The sequence below is a fragment of the Nonomuraea sp. NPDC026600 genome, from assembly GCF_040638335.1.
Lineage (GTDB): Bacteria > Actinomycetota > Actinomycetes > Streptosporangiales > Streptosporangiaceae > Nonomuraea.
The window spans coordinates 1-22558 of record NZ_JBEZYD010000029.1 but is presented as its reverse complement, the minus strand read 5'-3'; the positions used below and the strand labels follow the sequence as shown (position 1 = coordinate 22558).

22 protein-coding genes are annotated in these 22558 nt (G+C 68.9%); 12 read left to right on the top strand and 10 right to left on the bottom strand.

The annotated features are described in order from the left end of the window. Window positions 1-14: 14 nt before the first annotated feature. The 6 genes from AB0F17_RS45405 (at window position 15) to AB0F17_RS45380 (ending at window position 6197) form a co-directional block, all read left to right on the top strand. A complete protein-coding gene (locus AB0F17_RS45405) occupies window positions 15-776 on the top strand; it encodes a DUF4352 domain-containing protein (RefSeq protein WP_358036505.1) in 762 nt (253 codons plus the stop codon). A 678-nt stretch (window positions 777-1454) separates the two neighbouring features. Then, window positions 1455-3362, top strand: a complete 1908-nt coding sequence (locus AB0F17_RS45400) for a GAF domain-containing SpoIIE family protein phosphatase (protein WP_358036503.1) — start codon at window positions 1455-1457, stop codon at window positions 3360-3362. After that, a complete protein-coding gene (locus AB0F17_RS45395; protein WP_358036501.1) occupies window positions 3359-3562 on the top strand; it encodes a (2Fe-2S)-binding protein in 204 nt (67 codons plus the stop codon). Before AB0F17_RS45400 ends, AB0F17_RS45395 begins: the two co-directional genes overlap by 4 nt. A gap of 53 nt (window positions 3563-3615) precedes the next feature. After that, window positions 3616-4755, top strand: coding sequence for a histidine kinase (locus tag AB0F17_RS45390; RefSeq protein ID WP_358036499.1), 1140 nt, complete (start codon window positions 3616-3618; stop codon window positions 4753-4755). Beyond that, window positions 4752-5447 (top strand): response regulator transcription factor, encoded by a 696-nt coding sequence (locus tag AB0F17_RS45385; RefSeq protein WP_358036497.1) that lies wholly within the window; start codon window positions 4752-4754, stop codon window positions 5445-5447. Before AB0F17_RS45390 ends, AB0F17_RS45385 begins: the two co-directional genes overlap by 4 nt. Window positions 5448-5489: 42 nt before the next feature. Continuing rightward, window positions 5490-6197 carry an FkbM family methyltransferase gene (locus tag AB0F17_RS45380; RefSeq protein WP_358036495.1) on the top strand — a complete coding sequence of 236 codons (708 nt, stop codon included), beginning with the start codon at window positions 5490-5492 and terminating at the stop codon, window positions 6195-6197. Window positions 6198-6543: 346 nt separating this feature from the next. On the opposite strand, the gene AB0F17_RS45375 is transcribed toward AB0F17_RS45380, so the two are convergent. The 6 genes from AB0F17_RS45375 to AB0F17_RS45350 all read right to left on the bottom strand — a co-directional run bounded on the left by AB0F17_RS45375 (window position 6544) and on the right by AB0F17_RS45350 (window position 13376). Beyond that, complete coding sequence (locus tag AB0F17_RS45375) at window positions 6544-7890, bottom strand: transcriptional regulator (protein ID WP_358036493.1); 1347 nt, start codon at window positions 7888-7890, stop codon at window positions 6544-6546. After that, entirely contained in the window at window positions 7869-8675 is an 807-nt protein-coding gene (locus AB0F17_RS45370; protein ID WP_358036491.1) for an amidohydrolase family protein, read from the bottom strand. The genes AB0F17_RS45375 and AB0F17_RS45370 overlap by 22 nt, the downstream gene beginning before the upstream one ends. A 68-nt stretch (window positions 8676-8743) precedes the next feature. Then, window positions 8744-9481, bottom strand: a complete 738-nt coding sequence (locus tag AB0F17_RS45365; RefSeq protein WP_358036489.1) for an amidohydrolase family protein — start codon at window positions 9479-9481, stop codon at window positions 8744-8746. After that, on the bottom strand, window positions 9471-11105 hold the full coding sequence (locus tag AB0F17_RS45360) for a heparinase II/III family protein (RefSeq protein ID WP_358036487.1): 1635 nt from the start codon (window positions 11103-11105) through the stop codon (window positions 9471-9473). Before AB0F17_RS45360 ends, AB0F17_RS45365 begins: the two co-directional genes overlap by 11 nt. Continuing rightward, entirely contained in the window at window positions 11102-12103 is a 1002-nt protein-coding gene (locus AB0F17_RS45355; RefSeq protein WP_358036485.1) for a Gfo/Idh/MocA family oxidoreductase, read from the bottom strand. Before AB0F17_RS45355 ends, AB0F17_RS45360 begins: the two co-directional genes overlap by 4 nt. Beyond that, a complete protein-coding gene (locus AB0F17_RS45350) occupies window positions 12087-13376 on the bottom strand; it encodes a sugar ABC transporter substrate-binding protein (protein ID WP_358036483.1) in 1290 nt (429 codons plus the stop codon). The genes AB0F17_RS45355 and AB0F17_RS45350 overlap by 17 nt, the downstream gene beginning before the upstream one ends. Window positions 13377-13576: 200 nt before the next feature. Here AB0F17_RS45350 and AB0F17_RS45345 point away from each other — a divergent pair, with 200 nt between their 5' ends. Genes AB0F17_RS45345 through AB0F17_RS45335 form a run of 3 tightly spaced genes read left to right on the top strand, consistent with a single transcriptional unit; the run spans window position 13577 to window position 16869 of the window. Then, window positions 13577-14464: a sugar ABC transporter permease gene (locus tag AB0F17_RS45345; protein WP_358036481.1), complete on the top strand. Its 888-nt coding sequence runs from the start codon at window positions 13577-13579 to the stop codon at window positions 14462-14464. Next, window positions 14461-15294, top strand: a complete 834-nt coding sequence (locus AB0F17_RS45340) for a carbohydrate ABC transporter permease (RefSeq protein WP_358036479.1) — start codon at window positions 14461-14463, stop codon at window positions 15292-15294. The genes AB0F17_RS45345 and AB0F17_RS45340 overlap by 4 nt, the downstream gene beginning before the upstream one ends. A gap of 33 nt (window positions 15295-15327) precedes the next feature. Continuing rightward, window positions 15328-16869: a hypothetical protein gene (locus tag AB0F17_RS45335; RefSeq protein WP_358036477.1), complete on the top strand. Its 1542-nt coding sequence runs from the start codon at window positions 15328-15330 to the stop codon at window positions 16867-16869. On the opposite strand, the gene AB0F17_RS45330 is transcribed toward AB0F17_RS45335, so the two are convergent. Continuing rightward, the gene (locus AB0F17_RS45330) at window positions 16844-17668 is read right to left on the bottom strand and encodes a hypothetical protein (protein ID WP_358036475.1); all 825 of its coding nucleotides are present in this window, start codon (window positions 17666-17668) and stop codon (window positions 16844-16846) included. The two genes, AB0F17_RS45335 and AB0F17_RS45330, sit on opposite strands and share 26 nt — an antisense overlap. A gap of 2 nt (window positions 17669-17670) precedes the next feature. Beyond that, window positions 17671-18636, bottom strand: a complete 966-nt coding sequence (locus tag AB0F17_RS45325; protein ID WP_358036473.1) for a DNA-processing protein DprA — start codon at window positions 18634-18636, stop codon at window positions 17671-17673. A 259-nt stretch (window positions 18637-18895) separates the two neighbouring features. On the opposite strand from AB0F17_RS45325, the gene AB0F17_RS45320 reads away from it, so the two are divergent. Both AB0F17_RS45320 and AB0F17_RS45315 read left to right on the top strand, forming a co-directional pair. Then, window positions 18896-19438: an SMI1/KNR4 family protein gene (locus AB0F17_RS45320; RefSeq protein ID WP_358036471.1), complete on the top strand. Its 543-nt coding sequence runs from the start codon at window positions 18896-18898 to the stop codon at window positions 19436-19438. Between the two features lie 113 nt (window positions 19439-19551). Next, window positions 19552-20496, top strand: a complete 945-nt coding sequence (locus tag AB0F17_RS45315; RefSeq protein WP_358036469.1) for an acyltransferase domain-containing protein — start codon at window positions 19552-19554, stop codon at window positions 20494-20496. Window positions 20497-20729: 233 nt separating this feature from the next. Here AB0F17_RS45315 and AB0F17_RS45310 read toward each other — a convergent pair whose 3' ends face one another. Further along, window positions 20730-20933, bottom strand: coding sequence for a DUF397 domain-containing protein (locus AB0F17_RS45310; protein ID WP_358036467.1), 204 nt, complete (start codon window positions 20931-20933; stop codon window positions 20730-20732). Between the two features lie 11 nt (window positions 20934-20944). Next, complete coding sequence (locus AB0F17_RS45305) at window positions 20945-21778, bottom strand: helix-turn-helix transcriptional regulator (RefSeq protein ID WP_358036465.1); 834 nt, start codon at window positions 21776-21778, stop codon at window positions 20945-20947. Between the two features lie 385 nt (window positions 21779-22163). Between AB0F17_RS45305 and AB0F17_RS45300 the strand changes: the two genes are divergently transcribed. Next, on the top strand, window positions 22164-22511 hold the full coding sequence (locus AB0F17_RS45300) for an ATP-binding protein (protein ID WP_358036463.1): 348 nt from the start codon (window positions 22164-22166) through the stop codon (window positions 22509-22511). Window positions 22512-22558 lie beyond the last annotated feature (47 nt).

Here is a 22558-nt window from a genome sequence, read left to right as displayed (position 1 = left end):
CTGGAGTCGCGCCAATGGGCTATCCGCAGCAGCCTCAGGATCCGTACGGCCAGTCAGGGCCGCAACAGCCCTATGGCTATGGCGGGCCTCCACCGCAGTACGGGTACGGTTACCAGCCGCCCACCAGCCCGCCGCCTCCACCGCGCCGAAACGTGGGCCTGATCGTGCTGTTGGCCGTTGGCCTTCCCCTGATGCTGTTGGGAGGCTGCGCCGCTTTGGTCGTGGTACTTGGGGACACCGGCCGGGATGTTGTAGTCACTGAGGCCGACTCGCCGAACATGGTCTTGCCGTCCCGCGAGCCAGCGTCGAAGCAGCCGACGGAAGAGGCGACGGCGGAGGCGGCGAAGAAGGAGCCGTCGACGGCGGCGGTCGGCGGCTCGATCACTCTGCAGGGAACGGATCCCGGGCTGAAAATGACCGTGACGGTGAACCAGCTGGTGAACCCCGCCTCGCCGGCACAGGACTTCCTGAAGCCGAAGAGCGGCAACAAGTTCGTCGCCGTTCAGGTAACGCTCGCCAACGTTGGCCAGGCTGTGTACAGCGACGCTCCGGGAAACGGGGCCATGCTGATCGACGGCGAGGGCCAGCAGTACCGGTCGACCATCTATGAGGTGCGGGAAGGCCAGGCGTTCGGCGGCAGCGCGACGATCAACGCGGATGATTCTCGCAAGGGCATGATCGTGTTCGAGGTGCCGGAGTCGGCGAAGCTGGTCAAATTCCAGTTCGCGCTGAACAGCGGTTTCGCTGATCAAAAGGGCGAATGGACACTCAACTGATGCAACAGCCGCAGTTCCCGCCGCGATACGACGGTTAGGCCCCCGGCTCCGGAACGCCGCGCAGCCGCTTGTTCTCGGCGGCGAGCTCGTCGCGTTCGGCTTGAACGTCGTCCAGCGCGACAGACAGGACAGCCGCCTCGTACACGGGCATCCCCCATCCGCTGCTTCAACCGGGCGGCAACGGCTTCCAGATGCTACCCCGGTCACGTCCGGACAGTGACCTGGAAGACCGTGCGCGGTCCGGCAGATGATTGTTGAACCAGCTCCACGATTCGAGGCTCACCCACGAGGCCGAGACTGGGCGGCAGCCTCTTGCCCCGGAACTTCTCACAAACACATTTCTCAACACCAACCAAAACAAAACGTATGCTTTAGGCCCTCAATGGACCTATGCACGTACTTTGGGCCGCATGAACTGGATCGAACGCTTGTCAGACTTCTGGTACGGCAACCGGGGGCGCTGTGGCAGGACCGCAGGGTAGCGACTCGATTCAGGGCGCGGTGGTGGAGTCGTCTCGCCTGGACGATCTGCTGATTGAAGCCGTGTTCAGCGCCGGGGCCCATTTCGGCATCGTGTATGTCCTGGACGCAAGCCGTCAGCTCCTGCAGATGGAGACGACGATAGGGCTTCCTGCCGCTATCGCCCGAACCTGGTCCAGGATCAGGACGAATGATCGCGTGCCCGTTGCGGTCTCGGTGCGTGAGCGGCGGCTGACCTGGCTCAGCGATCGGGTGGACCTGGCCCGCGAGTTCCCGGCGGCGGCACTGTCGCTGCCGTACCACTTCGCGATGGCCGCCTCTCCGGTCTGCTCCGGTGGTGCCATCTGGGGCGGGTTCGTCCTGGGATGGCCTACGGGAGGCGAGTCCGGGCTCACCCGGTGTCAGCTCGACGTCATCGACGACACCTGCGCCAGAATGGGCGACCTGCTTCGCCGGGCGAGTGAGCGGGGCCGGCCGATCATCCCCAAGCCCTTGCCCCGGATCTTGGACCCAATCCAGGCTCACCGGCCGTGGCCGTACGCCGGACTGACCGCGCTGGCGTGTCTCAACTGCCTGCCCGAGGGCTACTGTCACCTGGACACGCACGCGCGCATCACCCTCATCACGGCGCCGGCCGCGGAGTTGCTGGCTGCGAAGGCGTCCGAGATGGTCGGCCAACGCCTGGGCACGGCGCTGCCCTGGCTGGACGACCCCATCTATGAAGACCGCTGCCGGACCGCGATCGTCAGCCACCGGGCCACCCAGTTCGCCGCCCGCTGCCCCGACGGGCGGCGGCTGTTGTTCCAGTGCTATCCGAGCCTGCCCGGTATCACCATGCGGATCACGCCCATCACCACGTCCGAGGCTCCCGTCGAGGATGCCGACCGGCGTCCGCGGGTGATCGGGCAACACGGCATGTTGCACCTGGCGGTCTCCCTGGCACGGGCGATGACCGCGCAGGATGTGGTGGACCTGGTGGCCGACCACGTCATGCCGGCGTGCGACGCCCAGGCGATGGCCATCCTCACCTGGGACAGCGGCCGGATGCGCGTGGCCGCCTCACGCGGCTACAGCCAGCAGGGCCTGGAGGGGTTCAACGGCCGTCCGGTGGTCCATCCGGTCCGCTGGGCGCGCGGCTATGACGAGGGCAGAGCGGCGTTCTACGCCAACTGGGAGGAGTTCCGCCAGACCTACCCCGACGCCATCCACATCGACAACATGGGCGCCTGGGCGCTGCTGCCACTGGTCGCGCAGGGGCGGTCCATCGGCACATGCGTCATCGCCTACGACCGTCCCCATCAGTTCAGCGACAGCGAGCAGGCCATGTTGACCGCGCTCGGTGGACTGATCACCCAGGCGTTCGAGCGTGCCTGGCTCTACGACAACAAGCACCAGTTCGCCCAGTGCCTGCAGGCGAGCCTGCTGCCGCACGTGTTGCCCCGGATCCCCGGCCTGGACGTGGCCGCCCGGTATGTGGCCGCCACCCCGGGCATGGACATCGGCGGCGACTTCTACGACCTGATCCGCCTCAGCGACAGTACGGCCGCGGCCGTCATCGGCGACGTGCAAGGCCACGACATGACCGCCGCCGCGCTCATGGGCCAGGTACGCACCGCCATCCGCGCCCACGCCACCGCCGGCGCCGACCCGGGCGAGGTGCTCGCGCACACCAACCGGCTGCTCACCGAGCTGGACACCGACCGCTTCACCAGCTGCCTGTACGTCAGCTTCGACCCGCGTCGGCGCACCGCCGGCCTGGCCAGCGCGGGTCACCCACCGCCGGTCCTCGGCCTGCTCGGCGCCCCGGCCGAGGTCATCGACACCTCCCCAGGCCTGCTGCTCGGCATCGACCCCGACGCCGAATACGTCACCACGGACGTGAACATGCCACCCGGCGCGGTCATGGCCCTCTACACCGACGGCCTCATCGAACAACCCGGCCGCGACCTCGGCGAGTCCATCGCCGAACTGGCCGCCCGTTTCACCCCCGCGCCCGGCCAGGCCCTGCATGACCTGGCGGAGTCGCTCATCGGTCCGATCACGAACGAGCAGCGCACTGACGACACCGCCCTTCTCCTCCTGCGAAACACCCCGACACCCCGATGACCGTCGGTGGGGGTATCCCTCCAGGGTGTGGCGAACCGGCCGAGCCGACGCCCGGCCACCCATTCTTCGTCCGGCGCAGTTGCTGCCTCTACTACCGCCTGCCCAGCGGCGGCGAGTGCAGCGACTGCGCCTTCCCTGCCTCTAGAAGCAGGATGACCTCGTCGACCGCCGCCGGGAGGTCGCTGGGCCGGGTTCGGTGATCACGTAGGTTTGTGGGGTGTTGAGCATCGTCCATAGCGCTCATCGTGCTCGGGTGCCCGCTTCCCCGGCCGACCCGGGGAAGCCCATGGTGCCGCGAGGTCTGTACTTCGTCGCCGCGGGAATGGCCGCCCTGCTCAATGGATGGGCGTTCGCGGTCGTTCTCGGGGCGGGCGTTCCCGGGGTGCTGTTCGGGGCGTTATACGGGCTGCCGGTGGTTGTGGCGTGGCACCGGCCGATGGTCGCGTGGTGGCTCATGCTGGGGCTGCTTCTCCTGGCGACGGCGCTCAGCATCGCCGACTGGCGGCCCTGGCTTCTGAGTGAGTCGGTGACACAGGCGCCGGTGATGTTCACCCTGGCGCTGGTGTCCGCGCGGCGGGTCACGGCCGTTACGTTCCTGACCACACTGGCGGCCGGGGTGTTGTCAGTGCTTTTGGTACGGCCCGAGTCGCCGCACGTGGTGCAGGCCATGGTGAGCTGGAGCCTGGTGCTGCTGGCTGTGACGATGATCGGGCACAGCTACAGGATGCGGCGGCTGAGCACTCTGCGGGTCGCGGAGGAGTACGGCAAGCGGCGGCTGCTGGAGGAGCGCGCGCGGATCGCCCGTGAGCTGCACGATCTGGTGGCTCATCACATGTCGGTCATCGCGGTGCAGGCTTCGACGGCCCCGTACCGGATCAAAGGCGGGGCGTCGGAGGAGATGCTGCGGGAGTTCCGCGACATCAACGCCGCCGCGAGCACCTCGCTGACTGAGCTGCGGCAGCTCCTCGGCGTGCTGCGGGGTGATCGGGACGACCCGCTGACAGCACCGCAACCGAGCTTGGACGGGCTCGCCGAGCTGGTGGAGTCGGCGCGGCGGGCGGGCACGCCAGTCCATCTGGAGCTGCCGGAGCACACTCCCGAGGTTGGCGCGGCCATGTCACTCACGGTGTATCGGATCGTGCAGGAGGCGCTGAGCAACGTGATCAAGCATGCCAACGGTGCCGCGACGGCGGTGACGATCGCCCTGGACGGCCGGAACCTCGTGGTCGAGGTGGTCAATGAGGCGGGGGTGGTGGAGTCGATGCCCGGGTCCGGGTACGGGCTGGTGGGCATGCGTGAGCGGGTGGCCCTGGCGGGTGGTGAGCTGTTCGCGGGAACGCTGGCCGACGGGCGTTACGCCGTTCGGGCCGTACTGCCGCAGGGGGAGAAATGATCTCCGTTCTGATCGCGGACGATCAGGCGATGGTCAGGGGAGGGTTCGCGGCGCTGCTGTCGGCGCAAGCCGATGTCGCGGTCGTCGGCGAGGCCGCGGACGGTCTGGAGGCGGTGGACCTGGCCAGGAGGACGCGGCCGGACGTGGCGCTCATGGATGTCCGCATGCCGCATCTCGACGGGCTGGAGGCCACCCGGCGGGTAGTCGAGAGCGTTCCCGGCACCAAGGTAGTGATCCTGACCACGTTCGACATCGACGACTACGTGTACACGGCGCTGCGCGCCGGGGCCAGCGGCTTCCTGCTGAAGGACGCGCCGCCGGCCGATCTGATCAGCGCGGTGCGCGTGGTGGCCGCGGGAGAGGCGTTGCTGGCGCCGTCGGTCACCCGGCGGCTCATCGAGGAGTTCACGAGCAGACAGTCGATCGACGAGCGCGAGGCGTTGCGGCTGAACGTGCTCACGCCCCGCGAGCGCGAAGTGCTCAGGCTCATCGCCGACGGCCAGTCCAACGCCGACATCGCGCGCAGCCTGACGATTGCGGAGGAGACCGTCAAGTCTCACGTGGGACGGATCCTCGGCAAGCTCCACCTGCGCGATCGGGCGCAAGCCGTGGTGCTGGCCTATGAGAGCGGCCTGGTGGTGGCCGGGCGTCACTCCGCAGAGGCACGGCGGAGCAGACGGTTGCGCTCCTGAGGGTGATCCGCGCGCACCGATCTCACTCCTACCGTCCTCGGCATGATCAGATTGTCGACGGCGGCCATGGTGGCTCGCACACTCTCCCGGGAGTCCGAACTGCGCGGGTTGTCGCAGCTCGTGGGGCGTGGCGACGTGTGCCTGGACATCGGCGCCGCCTACGGGATGTACACCTTTCCCCTCGCCCGCCTAGTGAGGAGCACCGGGCGGGTGCACAGCTTCGAGCCGCTGCGCCTGCCGTACCAGATCCTGGAATCAGCACGGCAGGCCACGGGGGTCCGCCACGTGATCGCCACCAATGCCGCGCTCGGCCCCTCCAACGGGCGGCAGAAGCTCCGCTTGCCGTACCGGTTCGGGCTGCCCAACCACGGCTGGGCTCACCTGCAGACGGGGTTGAAACGTCCGGGTGATTCCGGGGGCAAGACCCTGGAGGTGCCCGTTTACACCATCGACCACGTGTGTGAGACCCGCAAGATTCCGTGGGTCGACTTCATGAAGATAGACGTGGAGGGGTTCGAGTCGGCGGTCCTGGAAGGCGGGCACCGCACGATCGAGCGCCACCGGCCCAACCTCCTACTGGAGATCGAGGACCGTCATCTCGACAAGTACGGCATGGCCGCGTCCGACGTGACGGAGCCGCTGCTGAGGATGGGATACCGCATGTACATTTGGCGGCGCGGCCACTGGCAGAGGACCGACGCGATAGACCATCGGCGCCGCAACTACCTGTTCAGCAGCCGGCTTCCCTGAGGAGCGGCCCGGACGTGACCATCGGCCGACGCGGTCGGCCGATGTTCCCGGGGACGGTGAAGGGTGTCGATGGTGTCTGTCGTGTGCGGACGGTGTCCGGCGTGGGCCGGCAACACGGGTTGGCCCCTGGACCGGCCGCGATGCGGTAGTCATGCTCACCGACGTGCGAGGAGCCCGCTGTTGTGATCATGGTGCTGGACTCCGGCCGGGTCGACGCAGACATTGGTCGCCGGGGTCCTGGCCTGTCCGCAGTGCCCAGGCGTCCTGCGTCCGTGGTCGTGGGCTACGGTGCGCCGTCCCCCTCGGACACAACGGCCAACCTCGCACAACACCCGCTCAGGCGTGGCTAAACCCGCACAAGCCGGTACGGCTGGCGCGGCCGGCCGGCCTGGACGCCCTTGACCGGCGGCATGGGCCAGGCCAGTCCCTCCTCCGCGAGGCTCTGCAGCACCCGGCGGGCGCTGCGCGGCGCGATGGCCAGCACGTCGGCGACGATCTCGGCGTCCACCACCATCGCGTCCGGCCCGTCGTCGAGCCCTTCGATCAGCCGTTCCAGCAGCTTGGCCGCCTTGGTGGTGACGGCGGGCTCGGCCTCGACGCGCCTGCGCCGGCGGACCGGCAGGGACAGCACCGAGCCGTCGACGCCCACCAGGTAGGCCGCCGCCGCGCCCGCGTTGCGCGCCTTCTCGACCGCCACCAGGGCGTTGGCGTCGGCGTCCCTGGCGGTGCTGCCCAGGCCGATGCCGACCTCGACCTCGACGCCGGTGTCGGAGCGGATCCGGTCCATGAACGGCGCCGCCCGCAACCCGTCGGTGGCCTGGCCGAGCGCGCCCAGGGTGGCGGTGACGACATAGCTGTTCTCGTCCCGGGGGGCCACGGTCGCCCCCATGAGGCGGGCGTCGGCCAGCAGCGCCTGGTGCAGTTTGAGTTTGAGCTCCTGCTGCCAGTAGTTGCCGGGCCCCGAGTAGCTGGGCCGCGAAGAGATGGCGAGCTCGACCACGACGATGGCGATCTGCGCCTCCTCCAGCCTGCTGCCGGTGCCGAGCAGGGCCGCGGTGTTGAGGGCCAGCCGCAGGGTGTGGGTGGTCGGCATCATCCGCAGGGCGGGCACTCCGGCGGCGGTCAGCGCCTTGGCGACGCTCCTTATCGTGGTCAGCGCCGCGGTGGTGGCGCCCTGCCGGTAGAGCTGCTCGTGGAAGCCGATGAAGCCGCGGACGGACTCGGGCTCGTCGTACTCCGACAGGTGGACGCCCGCGGTGCTCACCCCGATCTCGCCGTAGGCCTCGTCCACGTCGGCGGCGGGCAGCGAGTCGATGCTCACCCTGGCCGGGTCGATGCCCTGGGTGAGCACCCCGCGCAGGAGGCTGGCGTAGAGGGCGGCCCCGCTCATCGGTACGTGCGTGGCGGGGACGGGCAGCTCGCCCGCCTGCCTGGCGAGGTCGTGCTGGAGCGGGCCGGTGAAGAGCACGACGTCGATGCTGTCGGCGATCCGCGAGAACTTCTCGTACGTCTCGTGCTCACCAGCGTGCGGGGCACCCACCAGCCGCCAGTCGGCGGCGGCGGGCATGTCGGCGCCGACCATCACGATCTGCTCGACGAGGTCGTGCGGGCCGACCACCCCGATCCCCACCCTGGACCGTGTCTCGGGACGCAACCGATCCATGTTCTTGATCACCCCAGTCCCGAACGCCATCGAAGCAGGCGGGTCATCGTTCCGCCGAGCACCGCCGCCCGGTCGTCCTCGGCAAGGTCACTGAAGATTACCCGGCCGAGCGACATCCGGAGATCAATGAACGGGAAGTCGGACCCGTACACCACCCGGTCCGCGCCCACTTCACGCACCATTCTGGAAATGTCAGCGCCGGTGTTGAATGACCCGCAGAGCTCCAGTATCACCCCGGGGCGCCGGAGTGCCACCTCGATCGCGGCCTCGAAGCCGAGAGGGGTGGCCCCCGAGTGCCCCGCGAGGATCACCACGCCGGGGTGGGCCGCCGCCACGTGATCCACCATGGGCAGGTCGTTGTACGGCGAGCCGTCGTAGGTGTGGGTGAGCACGGGGCAGCCGGTCCGCTGGGCGAACTCCCACACCGGGGTGTAGCGCGGACCGGTGAGCGGGTAGTCGTGCAGGTCGGGGTGGAGCTTGATGCCGCCGAAGCGCTCGTCGGCGCCCCACTTCTCCAGCTCCCCCACCGGGTCCTGCCAGGGGTTGACGGTCAGGTAGCCGGTGAAGCGGCCGGGCGCGAGGTCGACCGCCGCGGCGGTGGCGGCGTTGCCTGCGGCGGCGTCGAGCTGGATCGCCAGGTGACTGGAGATGACGGCGTGCGACACGCCGCACCGGTCCATGACCCTGACCATCGCCTCCGGTCCCGCGTCGGGGATGAAGAACAGGCTGTACGGGCCGACGTGCGCGTGCGCGTCGACGATCCGGACGTCGCTCTGCGGACGCCGCTCCCACAGCGCGGACACGAGCGGGTCCACGCGACCTCCGCCTTGAGCCGACACGAGCGGGTCCGTGCGACCTCCGCCTTGAGCGGATACGAGCGGGTTCACGCGACCTCCGCCTTGAGCAGGCCCAGCAGGGTGCCGGAGCCGATGGCGGCCACGGCGTCGTCGTCCAGTTCGGCCCAGAGCAGCCGGGTGACGGCCTCGGCCGGGTCGCGCAGCGGGGCCCCGGTGCCGAAGACGAGGCGGTGCGCGCCGTACCGTTCGGTGAGCCATTCGAGCCCGCGGTGCGAGGACAGGTTGGCCAGCCCGAGGTACACGTTGCCGGTGCGCGACAGCACCCCGGCCGCCTGCCTGAGCAGGCGGTAGCCGAGCGAGCCGACGACGATCGGGAGGCCCGGGTGCGCGGCCGCGATCGACTCCACGGCGGGCCAGCCGATCTGCGGCGCGTCCACGAGCAGCGGCAGCCCGGCCTCGGCGATCGCGCCGAGCATCGGCGCCGCGTCCCTGCCCGCCAGGTCGTAGCCGTGGTCGGCGGGGTAGGCACGGACGGCGCGGACGCCCCCGTCGAGGGCGGCGGCGACGAACTGGGCGGGCGTGCCCGTCTCCCCGCACGTGTCGGGGAGCATCACCCAGCACGGGTGGAGCCTGGGCTCGGCCGCGACCAGGCCGAGCAGTTCCCGGTTGCCCGTCCCGGGGTCGTGCAGCCATGACAGGGTGTGGCTCACCACGGCTTCGGCGATGCCGAAGCGGTCCATCCCGGCCAGTGCCCCCGTGACCGTGCCCGGGCCGGTGTCCCTGCGGGGGTACCGGCCGAGCATGGCGTCTGCGTCAATGAGCATGAACCATCCATCTGTCGGGGATCGAGGGCGGCTCGTCACGGTAGGGGAAGACGCCCACCGTGAAGCGGCCGTCGCGGCGGCGCAGGCCGAGTGAGTGGATCTCGCCGTACTCGGCGGTCCGGGTCAGCGGGTCGGGGATCCTGGCGGGGCCGGTCCCGTACAGGACCTCGTCGGGCGGTTCGAGGGGGACGACGAGGATTCCCGGGCCGCGGCCGCCGGCGTATCCGCCGGCCCGCTGAGTCCACGGCGACAGGCCGTGGATCTGCCAGATCGCCTCGGCGTCGATCCGGTCGGTGATCACCCAGTACGGCGAGGGGCCCTTGACGAAGCGGATCTCGCGGTCGTGGCGGGCGCTGTAGCCGTGGTGGTGCCCGGCGAAGACGTCGGCCTCCGGCGTGACGGAGAACAGGTCGCAGGCCGCGCGACGGTCCTCGGTGTACTCCTGGCCGGGCACCAGCAGGGTGTTGTGGGCCCTGGTCGCCTGGTACCAGTCGTAGTAGCCGGGATCGTCGTAGGACGGCGGGCCGCCCCCTTCCCAGGCCAGCGGCACGCCCCAGCCGGACAGCACGAAGTCGAGCGCGGCGTGGTGGCTGTGCGGCTCCAGCTCGTGACCGATGTACGGGCCGTAGTTGATCACCGTGTGGAAGTGGTCGTGCCGGAAGGTCGCGTAGCCGCTGGCCGCCAGGTTGTGCGAGCCTTCGGCGGGTTGGACGCCGCCGAGGCCGTCGGCGGGCTGGGCGCCGTCGAGCCAGACGACGCCGCTGTCCTGGAGGTGCGGCACCCAGCCGGCGGGCGTCGCGAGGACCGCCAGCCAGCGGCGCATGGCCTGGTAGCGGGGGTGCGCGTCGAGCCCGGGTTCGACGGCCGCGGCCCGGCCGAGTCCTTCGAGGCACATGCCGTGGTAGCCGGGCGAGCGTTCGTGGTGGCCGCCGTCGGCCCGTACGTCGTGCTCCAGGTGTTCCAGGACGCGGTCCGTCGCGACGGCGGCCCAGTCGGCCGATTCGGGCAGGTCGGCGAAGATTCTGGCGGTGTGCAGCAGTTCGCAGGCGGTGGCGAACTGCCAGTTGCCGTACCTGAACTCGTCGTGCTCCTCGGCGGCCCAGCGGGCGCCGCCGAGCACGGTCTTCATCATCCGCAGCCAGCAGCCGTCGCTCAGCGCGGGCTCGTCGGCGAGGACGGCCAGGGCCTCGGTGACGTACATGGCGCGGGCCCGCACGCCGAGCGAGTACCAGATGACGTCGAGGCCCGGCCAGTCGCCCCGGACCTGGTCGCGGCCGTCGTACCACTGGCGGAAGAGGCGGTCCCACTCGGCGGCGTAGCGCGGGTCACGGGTCTCGGCGTAGGCCGTGACCAGCGGGCTCATCCAGCGCAGGTAGTGGAAGCCGTACAGCCGGGAGCGGCCGTGGCCCTTGTCGAGGAAGTCGACCTCGACCCCGAGGAGCTCGTCCGCGCCGGCGGCGGCGAGCGCGGCGGGCACCGGCCGGGCCCGCCGCCGGCGCCTGGCCTCGGCGACGCTCGGGGCGCCCAGCGCGCCGAGCAGCGCCTCGTCGCTGATGTGCCGCATCCGCTCGGCGTCGACGTGCGGCGGTTTCTCGACGTAACTCGTGCCGGCTTCACCACTCATGCGGGCTTCACCGGCAACCCCGTGCGGGCCGACTCGTGCGCGGCGGCGAGCACGGCGGTCACGTGCCGCGAGCTCTCCACGCTGACGAGGGGCTCAGCGCCGGTACGGGCGCAGTCGACGAAGTGGTGGATGGCGTCGCGGTAGGCGCCGGCGGGCACGCCGTGCACCACCCGCTGGAGCATGTTCCGGGGGTAGGAGTAGGCCTGCTCGGTGGCGAGCTGAATGTTCTCCTTCTGCCGGTCGAGCTGGATGACGCCCGACTCGCCGACCACGGTGACGTAGCTGTCGACCATGGTCGGGAAGGTGCTGGGATAGATCCAGGCCGACTCGAACGTGGCCACCGCGCCGCCGGCGAACCTGGCCTGGATCTGCATGGCGTCGGGGGTCTCGATGCCGAGTCCGCGCAGCTTGCCGTAGCGGGCGGTGGCGAAGACCTCCACGACGCGGTCGTCGTACAGCCAGGTGACCAGGTCGATGTCATGACTGGACAGGAACCACGCGCAGGTGGTGCGGTCGGCCCAGCCGATCATCTCGGTGGGCACGTGGATGGTGTCGTCCTTGCGGGCGTAGCCCACGACGGGCTCGCCGATGAGCGGCATCTGCTCCTTGGCCTGCGCGTAGGCGGGCACCCAGCGGTGGTTGAACAGGCACATCGCGGTCACGCCCGCCTGCCGGATCGCGGCGACGGAGCGGTCGGCGTCCTCGACCGTCGTGGTGAACGGCTTCTCGACCAGGATGTGCACGCCCGCCTCGGCGGCGGCCACCATCACGTCGGCGTGCAGGTGGTCGGGGGTGGTGATCGAGACGGCGTCGACCGTGCCGGAGTCGAGCAGCTCCCGGTAGCCGGGGTAGACCACCGCCTGCGGGGCGTGGTCCAGGGGACGGCGGGCGACCGCGGTGATCTCGGCGTGCGGGTGGGCGGCCAGGACCTCGGCGTGGCCGCGACCCATGATCCCGGCCCCGACGATCCCGATTCTGAGCTTAGGCAAGTGCGTCATTCCATTGCTTCTCGGCGGCCTGGAGCGCTTCCTCGGCGGTCTTGGAGCCTTGGAGGAAGGCTCTCAGCTCCTCGGCCAGCGACTCCGACAGCTCCATGTCCTTCTGCGTGCCGAGCGGGGTGTACTCCAGCTTCGGCAGCCCCTTCACGATGACGCGGCGGGCCACGTCCATCGGGTCGTCGCCGCCTGTACCGGCGAAGAAGGGGTCCTTGGTCGAGGAGATCGTCGAGGGGTAGATCGGCACCAGCTTGCAGAAGGCGAGCTGGTTGGCGCCGTTGGCGAAGAACTTGATGAACTCGGCCGCGGCCCGCTGGTGGGCCGATGACCTGGGGATGGCGAAGGTCTGCTGGGCGAGGAGCAGGTAGCCGCCGCTCTCGGTCTGCACCGGCTCGGTGACGGCGAGGTCCTTGTAGACGTCGGGCGCGTTCTTCTGGATGTTGAGCAGCGTGGCGGCGAACGTGCCCGCGGACAGGGCGAGCTGGCCGTTGTCCAGGGTCTGCGGGAAGTTACGCACGTCCTTGGAGACCGCGCCGGGCGCGATGCCGTGCTTGTCGTAACTCTTCTTGAACTTGCCGAGCAACTCGGCGACCTGCGGGGTGTTGAACGCGGCCTTCTTCTTGTCCGCCGACAGCAGCTCGACCCCGTAGTAACGCAGGACCAAGGCGGCGTTGATGCCGGGGACGTCGTTGGTGCCGTAGACCTTCGTCTCCGCGTAGACCTTGTCCGCGAGGGCCAGCGCCTCGTCGTACGTCTTCGGCGGGGCCTTCTCGTCGAAGCCGGCCTTGGTGACGACGGACTTGCGGTAGATGCCCACCGGGGTGCCGCCGTTGTACCAGGGCACGGCGTACAGCTTGCCCCCCACGCGCAGCGGCTCGACCAGGTTCGGCTGGAAGTCGGCCAGGTCGGCGGGCTTGAACAGGGCGTCGAGCGGGGCCAGCGACGGGACGAACCTGCCCAGGTCGCTGGAGGCGAGGTTGACGGCGTCGGGGACGTCGCCGCTGGCGACCGCGGCGAGCAGCTTGGTCGCCATGTCCTGGCCGGGCACGTCGACCCACTTCACGGTGACCTTGGGGTGGTCCTTCTGGTACTGGGCGATCAGGCCGTCGATGTAGGCGCCGTAGTTCTTCTTCAGGTTGATCGTCCAGAACTCGACCTCGCCCTCGAACGGCTGGTCGTCGGCCGTTCCGGCGGTGCCGCCCGACGTGCCGGCGACGCAGCCGGACGTCAGGAGCGCCAGGGCGAGCGCTCCTGCCGTTAAGGCGCTTCTTCTCATCACCGCGGGACCTCCTGGCTCTTATGGCCGTCCTTAATGCTTCTTTCGGCACCTTGGCAGTCCGCTGCTTGCGCCGTCAAGTCTCTGTCCACGTGGACCTTGACGACTTTCGTCCGCTGTTTATAGGCTCCGCCCACATTCTGGCCAGTTTTTATTCATGCTTCGGCCAGCACAATTAGGTTCTGAGGGATGTGATGCCGATGGCCATCAGCCGGATCCCGGGACAGCGCTGGTACACGCCGTACCTCTTTCCGATCCCGGCCCTGGTGCTGTTCGGCGTCTTCTTCGCCTGGCCGGCGATCACCGCGCTCCAGCTCTCCTTCACCGACTACGACGGGGTGAGCCCGCCCGTCTTCACCGGCGTGGACAACTTCGTCAAGATCCTCGGTGACGCCCGTTTCTGGACGGCGCTGGGCAACTCGCTGCTGTTCCTGCTCGGGCTGTTCCCGCTGCTGGTCGTGCTGCCGCTGCCGCTGGCCGCGCTGGTCAACCAGAAGCTGCCGGGGATCAAGACGTTCCGGATGCTGTACTACCTGCCCGTCGTGACCTCGATGGTCGCGGTGGCGGTGGCCTGGAACTACGTCTTCCACCAGCAGGGCGTCCTCAACTGGCTGCTCACCGGCTTCGGCCTGCTCGACGAGCCGGTCCAGTTCCTCCTCGACCCCACCTGGGCGCTGCCCGCGCTCATCCTGGTGGAGGGCTGGAAGAGCATGGGCGTCTACATGATGATCTACCTCGCCGGCCTCCAGACGATCCCCGTCAGCCTGTACGAGGCCGCGCGGGTCGACGGGGCGGGCACCTGGCGGCGCATGCGGAGCATCACGGTGCCGCTGATGATGCCCTACATCGCGGTCGCGATCACGATGGCCATGCTCGACGCCATGCAGGCGTTCACCACGGTGTTCGTCATGACGAAGGGCGGGCCGCAGGACGCCACGCTCATGCTCGGCTACTACATCTGGTCCGAGGCGTTCGAGAAGTACGACATGGGCTACGCCAGCGCCGTCGGGCTCGTCCTGTGGGTGCTGCTGATCGTCATGGCCCTGCTCAACTATCGGCTCACCGGCGGAAAGCAGGCGGAGCGTTGACCCACAGGCTCGCCTTCCACGCGCGGCGCGCGGGCATGTACGTGGTGCTCGTCGCGATCGCCCTGGTCTTCGTCGGCCCCTTCCTGATCCTGCTGTCGGCCGCGCTCAAGCCCTCCTCACAGGCCGTCTTCTCCTTCCCGCCCGACATCATCCCCCGGCCGCCGGTGCTCACCTGGGCCGAGGAGGCGTGGACGGCCATCCCGTTTCTCCGCTACCTGCTCAACTCCGTGCTCCTGGTCGGCGTGACGGTGCCGCTGTACATCCTGGTGTCGGCGCTGTGCGCCTACCCCCTGGCCCAGATGCACTTCCGGGGCCGGAGCCTGATCTTCTTCGCGATCCTGGCCACGATGTTCATGCCGGGCGAGGTCATGCTGCTGCCCAGGTTCCTGGTGGTCTCCCAGCTCGGGATGGCCGACAGCTATCTGGGCGTCATCCTGCCCGGGGTGCTCTCGGCGTTCGGGATCTTCCTGCTCCGCCAGACCTTCGCCGGGGTGCCGCGCGAGGTGGTGGACGCCGCCAGGACCGACGGCTGCCACGAACTGCGCATCTTCTGGCACATCATGCTGCCCGCCGCCCGGCCCACCCTGGCCATCCTCGGCGTCTTCGGCTTCATCTCGGTCTGGAACAGCTTCATCTGGCCCATGGTCGTGCTCAAGGACTCCTCGCTCTACCCCATCGCGCTGGGCATCGCCTACCTGGCGGGCATCACGGGCACCGACGTCCGCAGCCTGGCCGCCGGCACGGTGATCTCGATCCTGCCGGTCATCGTCTTCTTCATGCTCATGCAACGCCACGTCCTCGAAGGCATGCGCGGTGCGGTCAAGGGCTGACACCGCGTCCCACCCCCCTCGGAAGGTAGTCCCATGCACCTGTCCCGCAGGCAATTCACGACCGGAGCCCTGGCCATGGGCATCCTGGCGCCCCTCACCGGAACCGCCCGCGCCGCGGCGGGTTACGACTACACCGCGCGCGAGACGTTCGACCTGTTCGACCGGACCTTCCACGCGAGCGGCGGCGCCGGGCAGCCGAGCGACACCAACGAGGCCGGCGGGCTCGCCTGGGGGCAGTCGTACGTCCTGGCCGGATTCATCCGCATGTACGAGGCGTACAAGGACACCTACTACCTGGACCGGCTGATCACCAACATCGACCTGGTGCTGGCCGGCCGCGACTCGGCGCGCGGGGTGACGGACTATCGCGGTCGCTCGCTGCCGGCCTGGCGGGCGACGGCGCCGTACACCGTCGGGACCGTCACGCTGAAGGGCGCCGACGGCACGCCGCTGCTGGAGGTACGCACCTCGCTCACCTACGCCAACGACGCGGTCGCCACCGTCACGGCGGGCACGTCCGAGGGCCGCTTCACCCTGGAGGTGAAGAACAACCGGACCAACCTGGTCGCCACCTTCCCCGACCTGTCCCTGGACCCCTCCGCGGCGGACTACGCGGTGCGCCGGATCCTCGACGCCTTCCCGACACCGACGCGGGTGACGGCCAAGGACCTGCGGCCGTCGCCGTCCGCCCCCTACGCGGTGCCCGTGCTGGGGGCGACCCCGTTCGTCTCGCAGCCGGTCGTCTTCACCGTGCACACCGGGATGATCACCTACCCGATGGCGTCGTTCGCCAAGATCGTCCTGCGCTCCCCCCGCCTGCTGGCCGTGGCGAAGTACCGGCACAAGGCGATCGAGTACCTCAAGGCGGCGCGGGACGCGGCGGCCGTTCACGACGACGAGTGGCGCCAGACCGACGACGGGTACGGCTACTACGTCTGGAACAAGGGCACCCCGCTCGCCTACGACGGCACCGAGCAGCCCACCAACCAGAGCCTGGCGCTCGGCCAGACCTACGCCGAACTGGCGGCGGCCACAGGCGACCCGTTCTACCGGGACCGGACCCGGCGGATGGCCCGCATGTTCGCCCGCGAGCTCACGGTGGACGCCGACGACGCCTACGTGTGGACGTACTGGCCCGCGTTCGGCAAGACCTACACCGGCTTCGCCAAGACCGACGACGTCTCGGAGTACACCCCGTCCAGCACCCCTGTCCGCAGCATCGAGGACCTCAGCCATGGCGCGATCGACGTCGAGTTCGCCGCTGCGGCCTTCCGCGACAAGCTGGCCTTCAAGGGCCAGGACATGGGCAGGTTCGCGCGTACGTACAGCAAGAACCTGATCGCCCCTATTGGCGCGGACGGCTCCCCGACCGCCTACCTGCGGGTCGACGGCACAGGCAGCACCACCACCCCTGGGCAGTATCTCCAGGCGCCGCGCTGGATGGCGATCGCGCAGTGGGACGACGCGGTGTTCACCCACTCGCGCTCGATCTATGACGCCCGTGCCGTCGAGCCGCAGTACGGCTCCTACCTGAGCTGCGTCGCCTACCTCAACTGGCACGCCCGGCGCCGGTAGCGGCCTGCGCGTCTTGGTGCTCGCTGACGCAGCAGCGGTCGAAACTGAACGGCCGGTCGTGCGACTCCTGCCAGATCCGGGCGCTGTACGGATCCTTGGACGCGGGGTTGATCAACCGGGCGACGACGAGCACCACCACCGCCGCGGCGCCCTTCTCGATCAGTGTGGACGCGGCGCTCTGCACATGAGCGCCGGACACGAACAGGTCATCCACCAGCAGCACCCGCTCGCCGGCCAAGCCGTCGCCTCGGACGCGGAACGCCTCCCGATGCGACCGGCGGCCGGCGAACACCGGCGCCAGCCTGTCATCGGCTTCCAGAAGGAGGGGCCGGTGCAGGCCGGCCAGCGCGCCCACCTTGCCGACGACCTGCGGCATGGTGTGGAACGCCTCGACGGGCCGCTCGGTGCGGGTGCTCGGAATGGTGGCCACCACCGTGAAGCGCCCGCCGGCCAGGCCCCGCAGACAGCCGGCGTGCTGCCGGTAGAAGCAGGCCACCGTGGCGGCGAGAAAGTCCGATCGCTTCCGCCTGCCCTCGCTGCCGACGGGATCTCTTTTACGGACCACGATGTCGTACAGCTGCGTGTCCTTGGCGGTCAGCGAGATCGGCACCACGTGCTCGGTGTGCCCGTACAGGTTTTCCGTGGTGCGCTTGCAGCTCGCGCAGGTCGCCCAGGGCCCGCCGGTGGCCGTGGAGTCGTTCGGGCCCGAATGGCAGATCCGGCATACGCCCGGCCGTGCCGGTGGAACCGGGCGATACAGCGGCAGGAACTCGCGGGTGAACGCCTCGGCGTCACCCATGGTCAGCAGGTGTGCGTTCGAGGGGTCATATCTACGAGATTGACCGCCTGCTGGCACAGGTCGTCAATGTCCTGGACGCCAGTCATGCCTCCCCGGAGACCCGCCCTGTCCACCCACGGCTGTTCCTGCTGGAGCCACTGTGACACGAACACACGCTTGCCGGTCCGCAGCGCCTCCTCGACGTGCCTCGCTGAGGGCCCGCCATCGGCGCCGTCGATGACGTACAGGGAGTCGGCCAACCCGCAGGTCGCGATGCGTGCGAGTGTTACGGTCAGGTCGGTGGGGGCGGTGCCGGGCCAGAACGGGGAGACGATCGCGCCGCGGTCGGCTATCCGCTTGGCCACACTGGCGTACTCGCCGAGCGTGGCCGCCTCTGCGATGCCACCCGCGAGGACCGCCAGCGTACGGCCACCGGCGGCGAACGTGGCCGGCTCCGTGATGCCGCCCGCAAGGACGGCCAGGGTACGGCCACCGGCGGCGAGCGCGGCCTGGTGGACGGCCGCGTCCAGGTCGGTGCGCAACGGCGCGACGACGGTCAGCCCGGCCTCGGCCAGGGCTTGCGCTGCGGCGGTCGCGTGGTCGGCGTCGTGCTCGCCGACCACGGCGACCGCCCGATGGTCCCCGGCCTGGAAGCGGCCGCGGGTCCACAGGAACGGCTGGCGGTCGTAGGCCCAGATCGCGTTGCCGGGGTAGGCGTCATCCAGCACGGTGACGAGATGGACGCCCTCGGTACGCATGGCGGTGATGAGGTCACGACCCCGGGAGAGGTCGCCGGGCTGGACGCGGGCGGCGATGGCGGCGGCGTGCGCCTGGTCGTCCTCGTCCCGGCACGCGTAGCCGCCGTCCAGGAGCGCCAGGGCGCTGCCGGCGTCGAGGATGACGCGCGCGGTGTAGAACCAGGGCTGGTCGCGGGTGGCCTTGGTGAGGGCGAGGACGGCGGCCCGCTCGTCGATCGTGGTCATGGTCATGGTCATCACCATCTCGAACGTGGTTTTCGGTGGTGAACGTACGCGCCGACACCGACAAGGCGGCAACGGGATGCGCGGTTCCACTGGCCTATGGTGCCGACGTCGGCAAGCCGGCGCGCCGAGGTTGGCACGAACCGGCTATGCCGTATTGGGCTTTGACAGCCCCGGCCGCGCTGCCGGGCGATCTGTGGGCATCCGGCTCGCTTGAATCACCACGTTTCCAGCAGCAGCTTTCAAGCGATCGTTTAATCTCTCAGGGGTGGCGGACATATCCGAAGATCTCGCATTGCCTACTGCTCTGGCCGAGGTAGCCCAGGTCGGCTTCGAGTGGGAGTGGGACGAGGAGACCGACGAGGCCCGCGGCTGTGACTTCGAGCCGTACGATCGGTTCGAGGAGCCCGACCGGACGGCGTGGTGGTTCCGCCTGTGGACCGGCAACCAAGAGGTCGACGGCAGTGAGTTCCGCTTCTTCGGCACGACCGGGGCGGGTGACTACACCGGCTTCTGGCTGGTACGGCCCGATACGGCGATCACCGGCCAGCCCGTTGTCTACATCGGTTCCGAGGGTGAGTGCGGGGTGATCGCCCGGGATCTCGGCGACCTCCTGTGGCTGTTCGCCGCCGGCCTGGGCCCCGCCGAGGCCTTCACGGACCCCGACTCCCCCGCACAGCCGAATGAGGCCTTCCATGCGATCGCCGAGCGACACGCACCCGGCCGCCGCCGGGCCCCCACCCAGATCGTGACCGCCGCACGAGCGGAGTTCCCGCACTTCTCAGATCTCATCGACGCGATGTGCCGCTGAGCGAGACTCACCTGCTCGCAGTCCTCTCGCGCCCAGGAGATCAACAAAACAGGATAAAAGGTAGATCCCTTGACTCTTCTCCGTGGCGTTGCCGTGATCGTAGGATCGTCCGCGTGGATCTGGACGACACCGCCGCCCGGCTCGGCGTACCCGTCGAGGACGTCGACCGCGTGCACCGGCTCGCCGGCGACCGGCCGTCGGCTCCGCTGCCCGCCAAGGCCGACGCGCCCGCGATCCTCGACCGGCTCGCGGTGCGGCCGGACGATACCGCCGAGATCATGGCGGGCTGGCCCGACCCCGACTCTCCGCTGTGGACTCCGGAGCTGCGCTGGCTGCTCGACCGCTCGATCGCCCTGGTCCGCGCCGATCTCGGGGGCCACGGCTGGCTGTCGCCCGGTCCGGAGCTGCCGCGCGAACGGGGCCCCGCCTGGCGGCATCTCTACGTGTACGCGTACCTGGCCCTGGTCGACGTCGCCATGGGGTACCACCGCGACCACGGCATCGCCGATGCCGTGTCGTGGGTGACCCTCGCGGATCTGGGCCGCAACCTCGCGATCGACCGGCGGATGCACCGCGAGGGCTGGCCGGTCATGCAGAGCTGGCTGACGCTGCACGCGCGCGGCGCCATCTACGAGCTGGGCCGGCTGCAGCACCATCGCGGCGGCAGCACCATCAGCCTGCACATCCCCGAGTCGGGGCCGATGACCCCGGAGGCGGTCGCGGCGTCGCTCGACCAGGCCCGCGCGTTCTTCCCACGCCACTTTCCCGACGAGCACTACACGGCGTTCTCCTGCGGCTCGTGGCTGCTCGACCCGCAGCTCCTGGAGTACCTGCCCGAGGACTCCAACATCGTCCGGTTCCAGCGGAGGTTCGAGCTGGAGCTCTACGAGGAGCCGGAGGGGCAGGACGCCGACGTCGAGGTGCTGCGGTTCGTGTTCCGCACTCTGACCACGCCGCTCGACCAACTGCCGCGCCGCACCGCGCTCCAGCGCGCGATCATCGACCACCTGAAGGCCGGCGGCCACTGGCGCATCCGCCGCGGCCACTTCCCGATCTAACCGGGCCGAGACACCCACAGACCCGCCTCATGATCGATGAGACGTGACTTCATCGATTCGTCTCATCGATTCTGAGGCACCGCAGTTCAAGGATTCGGCCCTTAGCGATCTGCCCGGGCCATCGCGTGTCTTGCCCAGAAACACGCCATGGATCCAGGCCGAGACGCACGCCGCACCTGCTGCTCGGCCCGGAACCGAAGAGTCTGATGCCCGACGCGTCCCCCGCGTTCGAGTCAGCCGAACTCGCCGTCCTTGGCACCCTTGATGAACGCGTCCCACTCACCCGGGGTGAACGAAAGCATGGGGCCATCCGGGTCCTTGGAGTCCCGTATGGCACGACCTCCGCCAGGGAGCGTCGCGACCTCGACACAGTTCTGCCCCTCCGCCGAACTGTGGGAGGCTTTGCGCCAGATAAGACCGGATTGGGTAATGTCCATGCCGTCCGCCCTTACTTGAGCTGTTTAGCTAGATCCTTAATGTACGCCACAGACGCATCTGCGCTCAGCGCGGATGCGCGAAGATAGCTGTAACTCTTCCGGTAGTGAGCCACGTCTTCAGGCTTCTCCAGAAAGAGATCACCGGCCGCGCCGACCTCCACATAGATGATGCTCGGGTCCTCGGACGCTTGGTAGTCGAGGATCGCGAACCCACCGGTCATCGAGGTGTGCGCGCCGACCGCGTCCGGGAGCACCTGGATGCCGATGTTCCGGCGTTCGGCCATCCGGCACAGGTGGTGGAGTTGGTCGCGCATCACAGCGGCGCCGCCGACGTGCTTGCGAAGCGCGGCCTCGTCGATCACGGCCCAGAAGGCTGGCGGGTCCTCGCGATCCAGGATCCGTTGACGGGCCAGGCGCGCCTCGGCAAGGCGTTCGATGTCGCCTTTCTCCATCACCCGTCCGCCTTTGAAGACCGCCCTGGCATAGTCGGCGGTTTGAAGCAGACCTGGTATGAGAATCGCCTCGAAAGTCTGGATCTCTGCGGCCTCCCATTCCAGGCCGACGAGTGCTCCGCCCAGGATGTCCTTGAACTCCTCCTCCCACCATCCGCGCCGACGGCTTTCTCGGGCCAGAGCGATCACGGCCTGCCGCCTGGCCTCATCCGTCACACCGTAGACGTCGAGCAGGTCCATGACGTCGTTGATTGTGGGCCGACGCCACTCATCCCGTTCGATCCGGGTCACTTTGCTGGGTTGCCACCCGAGACGCCGGGCGACCTCTTTGGAGTCGAGACCAGCAGCCTCACGGAACTGGCGTAGAGCATTGGAGAGACGCCTTCTCCTCACCGTGGGGCTATATGCCACGCAATTCACTCCCCTTCGCACATCGGGGCAATTCGCACATAACACAGATTCAGGTATTGCCGATTTTAGGTATTGCGACTTTGGGTCGGCCAGAGCACTATGAGGCTAGCCGCTCCCGTAACAGAGAGTAGGTGTTACGGCACTAAAAGTTGACATAGCGACCGGCAGTCAAGGTCGACCCAGCATGTCGGCCTGGGGAGCGGCTACGGCGAGCGTCGGGATCTTCACATCGCTTGCCACCGATCGATGTTGCTCGTCCCCGCTTGACGAGTATTCGGCGAGCGGAGACAACCATCGGCGTCCTCGGGCATGGTGACGCAACCACCCGCCCGAGGACTGGATCAGGAATTCGGAGCTCCCCTCACCTATGAGGAACCTTAACTCCGTCAGCCCGCGTCCCATCCAAGACGACGATAAAGGAAAGGTGTGCCGGGACCTGCCCGCCATACCCGAAACCGTGAGCCGAGCACGTCGGCTCGTACGCGAGACCCTCATCGCGTGGGAACTGTCCGATCTGGCCGACGACATGACCGCGGTCATTTCTGAGGTGGTGACCAACGCGACCGTGCACGCGAGAACGTCCATGACCCTTTCACTGCATCGTCAAGGGCGGAGCGTACGAGCCGAGGTGGCCGACCGCAGCACAGCGTGGCCGACCCCGTTCCAGTGTCGACGACGGGTGAAAACTGACCCCGTGGCGACGGCTGAAAACTGACCCCCTTCAGTCACTCTGGAGGGTGATCAAGGTGGAGGACTGGGCGG